Below are 13537 nucleotides of genomic sequence, written 5' to 3'. Positions count from 1 at the left end.
ACAGGTCGTAGGCTTTGTCACAGGTTGACGCCGTTCAAAGCGCTTTGGAAGACCCGGATTCGAGGTTGAACCGAAGCGCGCGGGGACACCGCAATACGTTCGCTGGAGGCGAACAGAGGAATGCGTCCGTCGGGAGGCGGAACTCAGGGAGGTCAAGGAATGAAGAAAACGCTTTTTGCCGGCGTCGCGCTGGCGGCACTGGGTGCGGGTGGCGCCCAGGCGGAGGATCTGACGGTCTTCGGGCCGTGGCTCGGGGCCGACCAGCAGATGGTCGAGACCGTGCTGGCGAAATTCGCCGAAAGCTCCGGGCACACCGTGTCCTACGTCGGCTCTGACAGTTTCGAACAACAGATCGTGGTGGATGCGGAGGCGGGTAGCGCGCCCAATGTCGCGGTCTTTCCGCAGCCGGGTCTGGCTTCCGACATGGCAAAGCGCGGCTTCCTCACGCCGCTGGGCGCGGATGTGGCGGATTGGGTAAAGGAAAACTACGCCGCCGGTCAGTCGTGGGTCGACCTTGGCACCTATGCCGGACCCGACGGGACGGAGGCGTTGTATGGTTTCGTCTTCAAGGTCGATGTGAAATCGCTGGTCTGGTACGTGCCCGAGAACTTCGAGGACGCTGGCTACGACATTCCGGAGACCATGGAAGACCTCAAGGCGCTGACCGAACAGATGGTGGCCGATGGCGAAACGCCCTGGTGCATCGGTCTGGGGTCGGGGGCGGCGACCGGCTGGCCCGCGACCGACTGGGTCGAGGACCTGATGCTGCGCACGCAGACGCCCGAGGACTACGACGCCTGGGTGAAGAACGACCTGAAGTTCAACGACCCTAAGGTGGCCGAGGCGATCGACGAATTCGGCTGGTTCATTCAGGATCAGAACGTGGCGGGCGGCAAGGGCGCGGTGGCTTCCACTGATTTCCGCGATGCGCCGAAGGGACTCTTTGCTTCGCCGCCGCAGTGCTACATGCACAAACAGGCGTCCTTCATCCCGGCCTTCTTCCCCGAAGGCACGGAGGTGGGCACCGACGCGGATTTCTTCTACTTCCCGTCCTACGCGGGCAAGGACCTTGGCAATCCGGTGCTGGGCGCCGGTACGCTCTGGGCGATCACCAACGACAGCCCCGCCGCGCATGATCTGATCGCTTGGCTGGAGACCCCCGAGGCGCACGAGATCTGGATGGGGATGAAGGGTTTCCTGACACCGCACAAGGGCGTGAATGCGGACGCCTTCAGCGATCCGACGCTGCGTAAGATGAACGAGATCCTGCTGAACGCCACGACCTTCCGCTTTGACGGCTCCGACCTGATGCCGGGCGGCGTCGGCGCGGGCAGCTTCTGGACCGGTATGGTCGACTATGCCGGCGGCAAATCGGCCGAGGATGTGGGCACCGCCATCCAGAACAGCTGGGACTCGCTGAAGTAATCCCGCGCGCAAACAGGGACCATCCCGTGCGCGGGGTGGCCCCCCGGTCGCCTCGAAGGCGCCTCAAGGGGGAGGAGCGGGCACATGCACCCGGCAATTCAGGGTCTTTTGACCATCGTGATCGGCGTGGGGGCCTGCCTCGCCTATTTCTACTTTTCGAATCAGGTGCTTGACCGGGTCTTGTTCCCGGCAAAGGGACCGCACGCCGGGCGCAACATCAACCGCGCCAACATGGTGCGGCCCTGGCTGTTTCTGTTCCCGGCGCTCTTTGCGCTGTCGCTCTACCTTGCCTACCCGGTGGTGGAGACGTTGCGACTGTCGTTGACGGATCGCGACATGGGCGGGGCCTTCATCGGGCTGGACAACTATACTCAGATGGCGCGCGAACCGAAGTTCTGGGAAGCCATGCGCAACAACATGCTCTGGCTGATCGTGGTGCCCGCCATGTCGACGGTCTTTGGCCTGCTGGTGGCGCAGCTGACCGACCGGCTGAGTTGGGGCAATATCGCGAAATCTCTGATCTTCATGCCGATGGCGATCTCCTTTGTCGGCGCTTCCGTGATCTGGAAGCTGGTCTATGATGCCCGCCCGGCGGGCAGCGAACAGATCGGCGCGCTGAACGCGCTCTACCTGTGGTTCGGCGGGACGGAATCGCAGACCTGGCTGACATTGCCGTTCTGGAACAACTTCTTTCTCATGGCGGTACTGATCTGGATCCAGACCGGGTTTGCCATGGTGATCCTCTCGGCGGCGCTGCGCGGCATCCCGGAGGAAACCGTGGAGGCCGCCATCGTGGACGGGGCGAATCCGCTCCAGATATTCTTTAAGATCAAGATGCCGCAGATCTATCCGACCATCATGGTGGTCTGGACGACGATCACGCTGGTGGTGCTGAAGGTCTTCGACATCGTCTACGCCATGACGAACGGGCAGTGGGGCACGCAGGTTCTGGCCAACTACATGTACGACAAACTGTTCGTGGCGCGGGACTGGGGCGTGGGGTCGGCCTCTGCCATCGTCATCATGCTTCTGGTGACGCCGATCCTTGTCTGGAACGTGGTGCAGGCGCGCCGCGAAATGCGATAAAGGGGCAAACCGATGGACAATATCGCAGGCAGAAAGTCGTCCCTGAGCTGGGCCGTGAACATATCGGTCGTGGTGATCGTGGCGCTGTGGCTGTTTCCGACGGTGGGGCTGTTCGTGTCGTCCTTCCGCACGGCGGACCAGATCGCCACCACCGGCTGGTGGAAGGCGCCCTTTGCGGCCGAACAGAACCTGACGCTGCGCACCGGGGCGCCCGACTCCCAGGCGCAGGAGGGCGATGTCTGGGTGATCGCGGGCAACCTCTTTGACGAGGAGGGCGTGCAGCCCGCACCGATTTCTGTGTGGGGGATCTCCTCGCGCGACGTTGGCGCCTACGCGGTGGGCGAAACCGCCGAGACGCGGGCAGGAGAGCGCATCACCGTGCTGGAGAACGGCGACTATCGGATGGAGGCGCCGGAGCGCATGGAGGGATCGCGCGGGCAACGGGTCTTTGTCACTGCCGTGGTGCCGCCGGAATTCACGCTCGCCAACTACCGGCAGGTGCTGTTTTCCGATAATTCCACCGACAGCATGGCAAAGGCCTTCTTCAACACGCTGACGGTTACGATCCCGGCGACGATCATTCCCATCGTCGTTGCGGCCTTCGCGGCATATGCACTGGCCTGGATGGATTTCCCCGGTCGCGCGCTGCTGATTGCCTTTGTCGTGGGGCTGTTGGTGGTACCTCTTCAACTCGCGCTGATCCCGCTTTTGAAGCTGCACCTCGGGATCGGGATCGGGAAGGGCTACCTTGGCGTCTGGCTGGCGCATACCGGCTTTGGCCTGCCGTTGGCGATCTACCTCTTGCGCAACTACATGGCGGGCCTGCCGCGCGACATCATCGAGAACGCGCGAGTGGACGGGGCGACGGAATTCCAGATATTCACGAAGATCATCCTGCCGCTGTCGTACCCGGCGCTGGCCTCCTTCGCGATCTTCCAGTTCCTGTGGACGTGGAACGACCTGCTGGTGGCGAAGGTCTTCCTTATCGACGCGACGGGGCAGACCACGGTGATGACCAACCAGATCGTCGAGCTACTTGGCACGCGCGGCGGCAACTGGGAGATCCTCGCCACGGCGGCCTTCGTTTCCATCGCCGTGCCGCTGGCTGTCTTCTTTGCCATGCAACGCTATCTCGTTCGCGGCCTGCTGGCCGGGTCGGTCAAATAACGCAACCATACCCCCGGCGAACGCGCCGGGTCTCCGGGCCGTGCTTCCTTAGCGTGGTCGGAAAACGCAGGATACAGGAATGACTGAGCAGAAAATCGACAAGGATTGGTGGCGCGGCGCCGTGATCTACCAAGTCTACCCGCGCTCCTATCAGGACAGCAACGGCGACGGCATCGGGGATCTGAATGGTATCACCGGGCGGCTGCCGCATATCGCCAGCCTCGGCGTGGATGCGATCTGGATCTCACCCTTCTTCACCTCGCCGATGAAGGATTTCGGCTACGACGTCAGCGATTACTGCGACGTCGACCCGATGTTCGGCTCGCTGTCGGATTTTGACGTGCTGGTGGAAACGGCGCATTCCTACGGCATCAAGATCATGATCGACCTCGTGCTGTCGCATACCTCGAAGGAGCATCCGTGGTTCGTTGAATCGCAATCCTCGCGGGATAATCCGAAGGCCGACTGGTACGTCTGGGCCGATCCGAAACCCGACGGCACGCCGCCGACAAACTGGCTGTCGATCTTTGGCGGTCCGGGCTGGCAGTGGCATGCGGGGCGCGAGCAGTACTACCAGCACAACTTCCTCGTCGAACAGCCGGACCTCAACCTCCACAACCCCGAAGTGCAGGATGCGCTGCTGGACGTGGTGCGGTTCTGGCTGGATCGCGGCGTCGATGGCTTCCGGCTGGATACGATCAACTTCTACTTTCACGATCTCGAATTGCGCGACAACCCGGCGCTGCCGCCGGAGGAGCGCGACGATTCCATCGCGCCGAAGGTCAATCCGTACAACCACCAGCTGCATCTCTATGACAAGAACCGGCCAGAGAACCTGAAGTTCCTGGAACGCTTCCGCGCGCTGCTGGACGAATATCCCGCCGCGACGGCGGTGGGCGAGGTCGGCGATGCGCAGCGCGGTCTCGAGATCATGGGCGAGTACACCAAGGGCGATGACCGGGTGCATATGTGCTACTCGTTCGAGTTCCTGTCCAACCACCGACCCGACGCGGCGCGCGTGGTACAGGTGATGGAGGACGTGGACGAGAAGGCGCCTGACGGCTGGGCCTGCTGGGCCTACTCCAACCACGACGTGGTGCGTCACCCGACCCGCTGGGACCTGCCGCCCGCTGCCTGCCGCGCCATGACGACGCTGCAGATGTGCCTGCGCGGATCGGTCTGCATATACCAGGGCGAGGAACTGGGCCTGCCGGAGGCGGACGTGCCCTTCGAGGACCTGCAGGATCCCTACGGCATCGAGTTCTGGCCCGAGTTCAAGGGCCGCGACGGCTGCCGCACGCCGATGGTCTGGGACGAGTCGAACCAGAACGCCGGCTTTTCCGCCGAAAGACCGTGGTTGCCTGTGTCGCACCAGCACCTCGCGATGACCGTATCGCTGGAGGAGGCGGACCCGGGTGCCCTGCTGCATCACTATCGCCGGGCTATCGCGTTTCGCCACGCGCACCGCGCGTTGAAGACGGGAACGCACAGCCGTGTCAGCAACACCGGCACGGTGGTGCATTTTACGCGCGAACACGAGGGCGAGACGATCTTTGTCGCCGTGAACCTGTCGGGAGAGCCTGCGACGCTGGATGCACCGGCGGGCGAGTGGCACCAGATCGGGCAGGAACTGGGTTCGGCCGCGCCGGGGCCGGACGGCAAGCTGCATCTGGGACCGTGGCAGCCTGCGCTGGCACTCAAGGCATGAAATGAGGGAGAGGGGACCATGGCGGGGCTGAAGCTCAGGGACGTCGAGAAGACCTACGGCGGCACGGTGAACGTGCTGAAGGACATCAACCTCGACATCCAGCCGGGGGAGCTGATCGTTTTCGTCGGGCCTTCGGGCTGCGGGAAGTCGACGCTGTTACGGATGATCGCGGGACTGGAAAAGATCACCGGTGGCACGCTGGAGATCGACGGGCAGGTGGTCAACGACGTGCCGCCGGCGCAGCGCGGGATCGCCATGGTCTTTCAGTCCTACGCGCTCTACCCGCATATGACCGTGCGGGAGAACATGGCCTTTGCCCTGAAGCTGGCAAAGAAGACACCGGCGGAGATCGACGCCGCCGTGACACGCGCGGCGAAGATGTTGCAGCTTGAGCCCTACCTCGACCGCCTGCCCAAGGCGCTGTCCGGCGGGCAACGCCAGCGGGTGGCGATCGGGCGGTCGATCGTGCGCGACCCGAAGGTGTTCCTGTTCGACGAACCCTTGTCGAACCTCGATGCGGCGCTGCGTGTGGCGACCCGCATCGAAATCGCGCAACTGAAGGAGTCGATGCCCGACCGCACGATGATCTATGTCACCCACGATCAGGTGGAGGCGATGACGCTTGCCACCCGGATCGTCGTGCTGGCGAACAAGGGCATTGCGCAGGTGGGGGCGCCGCTGGAGCTGTACGAGACGCCGCACAACGAATTCGTCGCGCAGTTCATTGGCTCTCCGGCGATGAACCTGCTGCCCGGCGAGGTGATCGAGACCGGCGCGCAGACGCGGGTACGGCTGGCCAGGGGCGAAGTCTTGTCGGTCGTGCCGACCGGACCCTCCGATATGGGGCTCAAGGTCAACGTGGGCATCCGGCCGGAGGACTTCACCCTGACAAAAGACGCGGCAGACGCGGCGGTCTACCGGGGAACCGTGGAGATCACCGAAGCGTTGGGAGAGGTCACGCTTCTCTACTTTGTGCCGGAGGGCGGGGCGCACGCGGTCATCGCCAAGCTGCCGGGCATTCACACCGGAATGCGCGGTCAGACGGTGGCGCTGACGGCGGACGCGGCCAAGGTGCATCTCTTCGCTGACGGGATCTCGTTGCTCTACCGCTAAGGGAGGAGAGGCGAGAGGGAGGCGCCGTCCGGGTGGGCCGGGCGGCGTCTTTTTGCAGAAAACTCAGACCAGCGCACCGCCCGCGCGCTGCCATGCGGCCAGCCCGCCGATGTTGTGCACTTCGGCGTGGCCCATGCGTTCCAGCATTTGCTTTGCCATGGCCGACCGCGCCCCGGAGGCGCAGTAGACCGCGATGGGTTTGCCGTCCTTCAGTTCCGGCAGGCATTCCGGGGAACGCGGGTCCGCGCGCATCATCAGTGCGGCACTGGGGATGTTCAGGGCGCCCTTCGCCTTGCCAAAGGCAAGCTCGGAAGGGTCGCGGACGTCGATCAGGATGATCTCGCCCGTGGGGGTCTTTGCAACCGCGTCGGCGGCGGTGAGGCCGTTCGCGGCGGGGCTGCGTTGCATGAATGCGAACATGATGGCGTCTCCTTTTGCGCTTGCAGCATATATACATTCAATCAAATGAATGTAAAGGGCGCGGAGGCGATCGTGGTGAACCGGACGGGGAGCTTGACGCGTTGTGCCCAGGAAGTAGCCAAGGCGAAGCGCAGGAATGCACCGGGAAAACCGTTGATGGCGTGATGTTCGATTAATGTTCCTGTTTCGCCATTGGCGGGCCGCAGCAAGTGCCCTATGTTTGCCCGGTCACATCCGTGACCGACCACTATGCCGAGGATCTCGATGCCCGAGCTGAAACAGATCGAAGTGCGCGGCGCGCGCGAGCACAATCTGAAGAACATCGACGTGGATATTCCGCGCGATCAACTGGTTGTCATCACTGGCTTGTCGGGCTCTGGGAAATCCTCGCTTGCCTTCGATACGATCTATGCTGAAGGCCAGCGCCGCTATGTGGAATCGCTCAGTGCCTACGCGCGGCAGTTCCTCGACATGATGGAAAAGCCGGATGTGGATCACATCAGCGGCCTGTCGCCGGCGATTTCCATCGAACAAAAGACGACGTCGAAGAACCCGCGTTCGACCGTAGGCACCGTGACGGAGATTTACGACTACCTGCGTCTGCTGTTTGCCCGCGTCGGCACGCCCTACAGCCCCGCCACCGGCCAGCCCATCGAGGCCCAGCAGGTGCAGGACATGGTCGACCGCGTCATGACCATGGAGGAGGGCACACGCGCCTACCTGCTGGCCCCCATCGTGCGCGACCGCAAGGGCGAGTACCGCAAGGAGTTCCTCGAACTGCGCAAGCAGGGCTTTCAGCGGGTGAAGGTGGACGGCGCGTTTTATGAACTGGACGAACCGCCGACGCTGGACAAGAAGTTCCGCCACGACATCGACGTGGTGGTGGATCGCGTGGTCGTGCGCGACGGGATGCAGACCCGGTTGGCGGATTCGTTCCGCACCGCGCTGGACCTGGCGAACGGTATCGCCATCCTCGAAACCGCGCCAAGGGTGGCCTCCGGCGACGAAGAGGGCGCAGCAGAGCCGGAGCGGATCACGTTCAGCGAGAATTTCGCCTGTCCCGTCAGTGGCTTCACGATCCCTGAAATTGAACCTCGGCTCTTTTCCTTCAACGCGCCCTTTGGTGCCTGCCCGGAGTGCGACGGCCTCGGGGTCGAACTGTTCTTTGACGAAAGGCTGGTGGTCCCTGACCAGACGCTGAAAATCAAGGACGGCGCGCTGGCGCCCTGGCGCAAGGGGAAAAGCCCCTATTTCCTGCAGACGATCGATTCATTGGCGAAACATTACGAATTCGACAAGAACGCCCGCTGGAAGGACCTGCCGGCGCATGTTCAGCAGGTTTTCCTGCATGGCTCTGGCGATGAGGAGGTCGCCTTTCGGTACGACGAGGGCGGGCGGATCTACAACGTCAGCCGCGTCTTCGAAGGCGTGATCCCCAACATGGAGAGACGCTACCGCGAGACCGACTCGAACTGGATCCGCGAGGAATTCGAGCGCTATCAGAACAATCGTCCCTGCGGCGCCTGCGGCGGCTACCGTCTGCGCGAAGAGGCGCTGGCGGTGAAGATAGGCCCGTCTGCCGACCGGGAGCATTTGCTGCATATCGGCCAGGTCGTGCAGATGTCGATCAAGCAGGCGTTCGACTGGTGCGGAACCGTGTCCGACAACCTCACGAAGCAGAAGAACGAGATCGCCCGCGCCATTCTGAAGGAGATCCGCGAACGCCTCGGTTTCCTCAACAACGTCGGGCTTGAGTACCTGACGCTGTCGCGGAATGCAGGCACGCTTTCTGGCGGGGAAAGCCAGCGTATCCGGTTGGCGAGCCAGATCGGCTCTGGCCTGACCGGCGTGCTCTACGTGCTGGACGAACCGTCCATCGGCCTGCATCAGCGCGACAACACGCGGCTTCTGGATACGTTGAAGAACCTGCGCGATCAGGGCAACACGGTGATCGTCGTAGAACACGACGAAGAGGCGATCCGCGAGGCTGACTACCTCTTTGACATCGGTCCCGGGGCGGGTGTGCACGGCGGGCAGGTGGTGGCCCATGGCACCCCATCCGAGGTGCAGGCCGACCCTGCCAGCATCACCGGCCAGTACCTCGCCGGGACGCGCGAAATTGCCGTTCCGACGGCGCGCCGCAAGGGAAACAGGAAAAAGATCAAGGTGGTGAAGGCCACGGGCAACAACCTCAAGGATGTGACCGCAGAGTTCCCGCTGGGCAAATTCGTCTGCGTTACCGGTGTTTCCGGCGGCGGCAAGTCGACGCTGACCATCGAGACGCTGTTCAAGTCCGCCTCCATGGCGCTGAACGGCGCGCGGCAGACGCCTGCGCCCTGCGAGACGATCAAGGGGCTGGAGCATCTCGACAAGGTGATCGACATCGACCAGCGCCCCATCGGACGCACGCCGCGATCGAACCCGGCAACCTACACCGGCGCCTTCACCCCGATTCGCGACTGGTTCGCGGGGCTGCCGGAGGCCAAGGCCCGCGGCTACAAGCCGGGGCGGTTTTCCTTCAACGTGAAGGGCGGGCGCTGCGAGGCCTGTCAGGGCGACGGTGTCATCAAGATCGAGATGCACTTCCTGCCTGACGTCTACGTGACCTGCGAGACCTGCAAGGGCCAGCGCTACAACCGGGAAACGCTGGAGATCAAATTCAAGGGCAAGAGCATCGCTGACGTATTGGACATGACGGTGGAGGATGCGCAGGAGTTCTTTGCCGCCGTGCCGTCGATCCGTGACAAGATGGACGCGCTCATGCGGGTGGGTCTTGGCTACATCAAGGTGGGCCAGCAGGCGACAACGCTGTCGGGCGGCGAGGCGCAGCGTGTCAAGCTGTCAAAGGAACTGGCCAAACGGTCCACCGGGCGCACGCTGTATATCCTCGACGAGCCGACCACCGGCCTGCATTTCGAGGACGTGCGCAAGCTTCTGGAAGTGCTTCACGAACTGGTGGAGCAGGGCAATACCGTGGTGGTGATCGAGCACAACCTCGACGTCATCAAGACCGCCGACTGGCTGATCGACATCGGCCCCGAGGGCGGCGACGGCGGCGGCGAGATCGTTGCCGTGGGTACGCCCGAAGCGGTGGCAGAGGTGGAGCGCAGCCACACCGGGCGTTACCTGAAACCCATGCTCACTCCAAGGAAGGTTGCGGCGGAATGATCCGCCAGCCAACCCCCCGCTGAAACGCTCTCCCTCCGTTGTCTCAGGAACCAACCCGATTGTCGCGGGTTGGTCCGACAGGTGACGAAAGGAAACCGATCATGCACAGGCTTGGGATCGCATTGGGGGCAGGCGGCGCTCGCGGATGGTGCCACGTCGGCGTCCTGCGCGAGTTGCACCGCATGGGCGTGGAACCGGATGTGGTGGCGGGTTGCTCCATGGGCGCGCTCGTCGGGGCGGCGTGGGCGGGCGACAAGCTGGACGAGCTTGAAACCTGGGGTCGGGCCCTCACCCAAGGCAAATTTCTGAAGTACATGGATTTTTCGATCAATCGAGGTGGTCTGGTCGAAGGCAAGGCGGTGATGCGCGTGCTGCAGGAACTTGGTCTGCCTGAGCGCATCGAGGATCTGCCGCGCCCCTTCCTTGCCGTGGCCTGCGACATGGCTACGGGTCGGGAGGTCTGGCTGCGCGAGGGCAATCTTGCAGAGGCCGTGCGCGCCTCTGTTTCCATTCCCGGTGTGTTCTCTCCGGTGAAAGTGCGTGGCCGCTGGCTGCTGGATGGCGGCATCATCAATCCGGTGCCGACCTCGGCCACACGGGCGCTTGGCGCGACCTGCACCATCGCCGTCAACCCCGACCTGCCGAAGGATGGCGTGATGTGGGAGCCCCAGACTCCGACCCAAGGGCTTTGGGGGCGGATGAGCGCCACGCTTCCGGGGCTTCCGCCGCCGGCACCCCGCGAGCCGGTGCCGGCTTATGGCGAAGTCGTTTCGGTCTCCATCGGGATCATGATGGAATTCATGCGCAAGGCGCGCGAGGCCGCCGACCCGCCGGATCTGACGTTGTCGGGCGACCTGCTGCATATTTCGGTTCTGGAACTCTATCGCGCGGCAGAGGCTATCCGGTTGGGCACGGACATGGTCGAAAATGCCCGCGATCGCATCAGCGCAATGGCGGGAATGAGTCGACCGCTACTGGAGGATGCGACGACGGCGAACCCCACCCCCATGGCGCACCTCGCGGCTGAATGATCAGCCTTTGATTCGGCAGGTATTGATGCCGAAGAGGGCGTAGGGCGGGCAGATTCCAAAGGCGGAGGAGGTCAGCATGGCCACTCCGATGATGCCCGCAATCCACGCCCAAGCCCCGGACAGCGAGGTGAAGACGAGGATGAGGAGAAAGATGCCGATCGCGGCGCGGATAATTCGGTCCAACTGACCCATATTCCGTGTCATGGTGAAAACCCCCGGTAACGTTGTGTCGATACCGATTACCTTACCCCTGGTTTGGCCCTTCCCACATGATCTGCGTCAAGATCACGAAACTGCAGAGCAGCGCGCGAAAGATTGGCGGGACGGGGGATGCAACCTTCGTCAAAATGGCCCTCCGCGTATCGGCCTCCGCGTGCCGGAGGGTCTGCATTCCGTCGATGAGGCTGTGTCAGTTGCCGCGCCTGCGGGTCTCGAACCGTGGCAGCATTGCGGAGAAATCGCGCCCTTTGCCGTCCTCTTCCTCGACGAAGCTGCGGTAGAGTTCGCAGGCCGCGTGACCCATAGGCGTGTCGGCGTCAGCCGCTTCCGCTGCCTTCTGGCTGAGCCGCAGGTCCTTCAGCATGAGCTCGGCGGCGAAACCGGGATTGTAACCGTTGTCCGCCGGTGAGGTCGGTCCCACGCCCGGCGCCGGGCAATAGGCATTCATCGACCACGAATAGCCCGAAGAGGTGGAGACCACATCGAACATCGCCTCGCGTGACAGGCCCAGCTTGTCGGCCAGGGCAAAAGCTTCGCAGGTGGCGATCATGGTGACGCCGAGGATCATGTTGTTGCAGATCTTCGCCGCCTGACCGTTGCCGGAGGCGCCGCAGTGCACGGCTTTCTGGCCCATGATCTCGAACAGGGGTTTGGCGATCTCGAAGGCCTCGTCGGAGCCGCCCACCATGAAGGTCAGCGTGCCCGCCGAAGCGCCGCCGATGCCGCCGGACACGGGCGCGTCGAGCGCCTTAAGCCCGGCTTCCTCCGCCATCATGGCCACGGCGCGGGCTGCGGCGACGTCGACGGTTGAACAATCGAGCAGCACGGCGCCCGGCTTCATGTGCGGGACCACTTCGGCGGCCACGGCGCGCAGGATGTCGCCGTTGGGCAACATCGTGATCACCAAGTCAGCGCCGCGCACGGCCTCCGGGGCGGTGGGGGCTTTTGTCACGCCTTCCGTGGTGGTGCCCGCCACGTCGAAGCCGGTGACCTGATGCCCGGCCGCCGCGAGATTGGCGGCCATGGGCGCCCCCATGTTGCCGAGACCGATAAAGGCGATGTGCATGGCTCTCTCCTTGAAATCCAGAGTGTCGGGGCCGAGCGGCCGAAGCAGTTTCGAAACATCAACCTGCGGCATGCGGTCAAGCGCGTGGCGCCAGTGCGGCTGTCTGTCCTTGTCGATGATGGCCGCACGGATGCCTTCGAGGAAATCGCCGTGCTCCATGATGCGGTGGCTGACGCGGTATTCCAGTTCCAGCGCCTTGCGGATCGAAAGCGACGGGCCGCGCAACCGGTGCAGCATCTCCACCGTGGTGGCCATGGCAAGGGGAGCATGCCTTTCCATCGTCGCCAGTGTGCGCTGCGCAAACTCGGTTGCGGCCGAACGCAGGGCATTGACTATGTCCTGCAATCGCTCCCCGGCAAAAAGCGCGTCAATCTCGGGGCGCAGCGCAGCCAGCGGGGCAGGGCCGGCGCCCGCGCCCTGCAGCGCCTCAACGTTGCCGCTTTCGGCCAGTCGCTCTTTCAGCGCGGACCAGGTGTCCTCCGGAATGAAGTGGTCGGCAAATCCGGCGTACAGCGCGTCGGCGGCATTCATGCGGTAAGCGGTCAGGCCGAGGTATTCGCCCAGCCGCCCCGGTGCTTGTGCCAGAAGATGCGTGCCGCCGACGTCGGGCACAAAGCCGATGGCGCATTCGGGCATGGAGATCTTCGAGCTTTGACCAACGATGCGATGGCTGACGTGCCCGCCAAGCCCCACGCCGCCGCCCATGGTGAATCCGTTGAGGAAGGCGACGACGGGTTTGGGGTATTCCGCCAGCTTGGCGTTCAGCCGGTATTCGTCGCGCCAGAAGCGCCGACCGTAGTCATAGTTGCCTGAGGTGCCGGTGCGGTACATCTCCGCGATATCGCCGCCGGCGCAAAAGGCCTTTTCCCCTTCGGCGTCCAGGATGATCAGCGACACCGCGTCGTCGTGTCGCCAGCCGTCCAGTGCCGCCTCGATATCGTGGCACATCTGGTAGGTCAGCGCGTTCAGTGCCTGCGGGCGGGTCAGGGTAATGCGACCGGTGCGGCCAGTGCGGCGAATATGCAGGTCGTCCATGGCGGTCCTTCGGGGTGAGGGCGGGGGGGGGGGGGGGGGGGGGGGGGGGGGGGGGGGGGGGGGGGGGGGGGGGGGGGGGGGGGGGGGGGGGGGGGGGGG

The 13537-nt window shown here is 63.9% G+C and carries 10 protein-coding genes and 1 pseudogene; 7 read left to right on the top strand and 4 right to left on the bottom strand.

Features of this window, described 5'->3' with window-relative positions; all coding sequences use genetic code 11:
- Positions 1 to 159 precede the first annotated feature (159 nt).
- The 5 genes from J5474_RS00050 (at position 160) to J5474_RS00030 (ending at position 6499) form a co-directional block, all read left to right on the top strand.
- The gene (locus J5474_RS00050) at positions 160 to 1425 is read left to right on the top strand and encodes an ABC transporter substrate-binding protein (protein ID WP_209358308.1); all 1266 of its coding nucleotides are present in this window, start codon (positions 160 to 162) and stop codon (positions 1423 to 1425) included.
- 84 nt (positions 1426 to 1509) lie between these two features.
- Positions 1510 to 2511 carry a carbohydrate ABC transporter permease gene (locus J5474_RS00045; protein ID WP_209358307.1) on the top strand — a complete coding sequence of 334 codons (1002 nt, stop codon included), beginning with the start codon at positions 1510 to 1512 and terminating at the stop codon, positions 2509 to 2511.
- A 12-nt stretch (positions 2512 to 2523) separates the two neighbouring features.
- On the top strand, positions 2524 to 3678 hold the full coding sequence (locus tag J5474_RS00040) for a carbohydrate ABC transporter permease (RefSeq protein ID WP_209358306.1): 1155 nt from the start codon (positions 2524 to 2526) through the stop codon (positions 3676 to 3678).
- Between the two features lie 79 nt (positions 3679 to 3757).
- Complete coding sequence (locus J5474_RS00035) at positions 3758 to 5386, top strand: alpha-glucosidase (RefSeq protein ID WP_209358305.1); 1629 nt, start codon at positions 3758 to 3760, stop codon at positions 5384 to 5386.
- Positions 5387 to 5404: 18 nt separating this feature from the next.
- Positions 5405 to 6499 carry an ABC transporter ATP-binding protein gene (locus tag J5474_RS00030; protein WP_209358304.1) on the top strand — a complete coding sequence of 365 codons (1095 nt, stop codon included), beginning with the start codon at positions 5405 to 5407 and terminating at the stop codon, positions 6497 to 6499.
- A 63-nt stretch (positions 6500 to 6562) separates the two neighbouring features.
- Here the strand turns inward: J5474_RS00030 and J5474_RS00025 are convergent, their stop codons facing one another.
- Entirely contained in the window at positions 6563 to 6919 is a 357-nt protein-coding gene (locus tag J5474_RS00025) for a rhodanese-like domain-containing protein (RefSeq protein ID WP_209358303.1), read from the bottom strand.
- Positions 6920 to 7183: 264 nt separating this feature from the next.
- Between J5474_RS00025 and uvrA the strand changes: the two genes are divergently transcribed.
- Entirely contained in the window at positions 7184 to 10087 is a 2904-nt protein-coding gene (gene uvrA / locus J5474_RS00020) for an excinuclease ABC subunit UvrA (RefSeq protein ID WP_209358302.1), read from the top strand.
- Between the two features lie 101 nt (positions 10088 to 10188).
- On the top strand, positions 10189 to 11118 hold the full coding sequence (locus tag J5474_RS00015) for a patatin-like phospholipase family protein (RefSeq protein WP_209358301.1): 930 nt from the start codon (positions 10189 to 10191) through the stop codon (positions 11116 to 11118).
- Here the strand turns inward: J5474_RS00015 and J5474_RS00010 are convergent, their stop codons facing one another.
- The 3 genes and pseudogenes from J5474_RS00010 to J5474_RS23075 form a co-directional block, all read right to left on the bottom strand.
- Positions 11119 to 11322: a YgaP family membrane protein gene (locus tag J5474_RS00010; protein WP_209358300.1), complete on the bottom strand. Its 204-nt coding sequence runs from the start codon at positions 11320 to 11322 to the stop codon at positions 11119 to 11121.
- A gap of 205 nt (positions 11323 to 11527) precedes the next feature.
- Positions 11528 to 12403, bottom strand: coding sequence for a 3-hydroxyisobutyrate dehydrogenase (gene mmsB, locus J5474_RS23080; RefSeq protein WP_342454004.1), 876 nt, complete (start codon positions 12401 to 12403; stop codon positions 11528 to 11530).
- Between the two features lie 42 nt (positions 12404 to 12445).
- Positions 12446 to 13438 (bottom strand): annotated as a pseudogene (locus J5474_RS23075) (enoyl-CoA hydratase/isomerase family protein); the annotation flags it as partial.
- Positions 13439 to 13537: the final 99 nt, after the last annotated feature.

The sequence above is a fragment of the Sagittula salina genome, from assembly GCF_017813235.1.
In the GTDB taxonomy this organism is placed as follows: domain Bacteria; phylum Pseudomonadota; class Alphaproteobacteria; order Rhodobacterales; family Rhodobacteraceae; genus Sagittula; species Sagittula salina.
The sequence above is the reverse complement of the archived record's forward strand: the minus strand, read 5'-3'. Positions and strand labels throughout refer to the sequence as shown.

Bases quoted from the DNA above. Each gene is read 5' to 3' on its own strand.
- J5474_RS00050 (WP_209358308.1), top strand. From the start codon at position 160: ATGAAGAAAACGCTTTTTGCCGGCGTCGCGCTGGCGGCACTGGGTGCG.
- J5474_RS00045 (WP_209358307.1), top strand. From the start codon at position 1,510: ATGCACCCGGCAATTCAGGGTCTTTTGACCATCGTGATCGGCGTGGGG.
- J5474_RS00040 (WP_209358306.1), top strand. From the start codon at position 2,524: ATGGACAATATCGCAGGCAGAAAGTCGTCCCTGAGCTGGGCCGTGAAC.
- J5474_RS00035 (WP_209358305.1), top strand. From the start codon at position 3,758: ATGACTGAGCAGAAAATCGACAAGGATTGGTGGCGCGGCGCCGTGATC.
- J5474_RS00030 (WP_209358304.1), top strand. From the start codon at position 5,405: ATGGCGGGGCTGAAGCTCAGGGACGTCGAGAAGACCTACGGCGGCACG.
- J5474_RS00025 (WP_209358303.1), bottom strand. From the start codon at position 6,919: ATGTTCGCATTCATGCAACGCAGCCCCGCCGCGAACGGCCTCACCGCC.
- uvrA (WP_209358302.1), top strand. From the start codon at position 7,184: ATGCCCGAGCTGAAACAGATCGAAGTGCGCGGCGCGCGCGAGCACAAT.
- J5474_RS00015 (WP_209358301.1), top strand. From the start codon at position 10,189: ATGCACAGGCTTGGGATCGCATTGGGGGCAGGCGGCGCTCGCGGATGG.
- J5474_RS00010 (WP_209358300.1), bottom strand. From the start codon at position 11,322: ATGACACGGAATATGGGTCAGTTGGACCGAATTATCCGCGCCGCGATC.
- mmsB (WP_342454004.1), bottom strand. From the start codon at position 12,403: ATGCACATCGCCTTTATCGGTCTCGGCAACATGGGGGCGCCCATGGCC.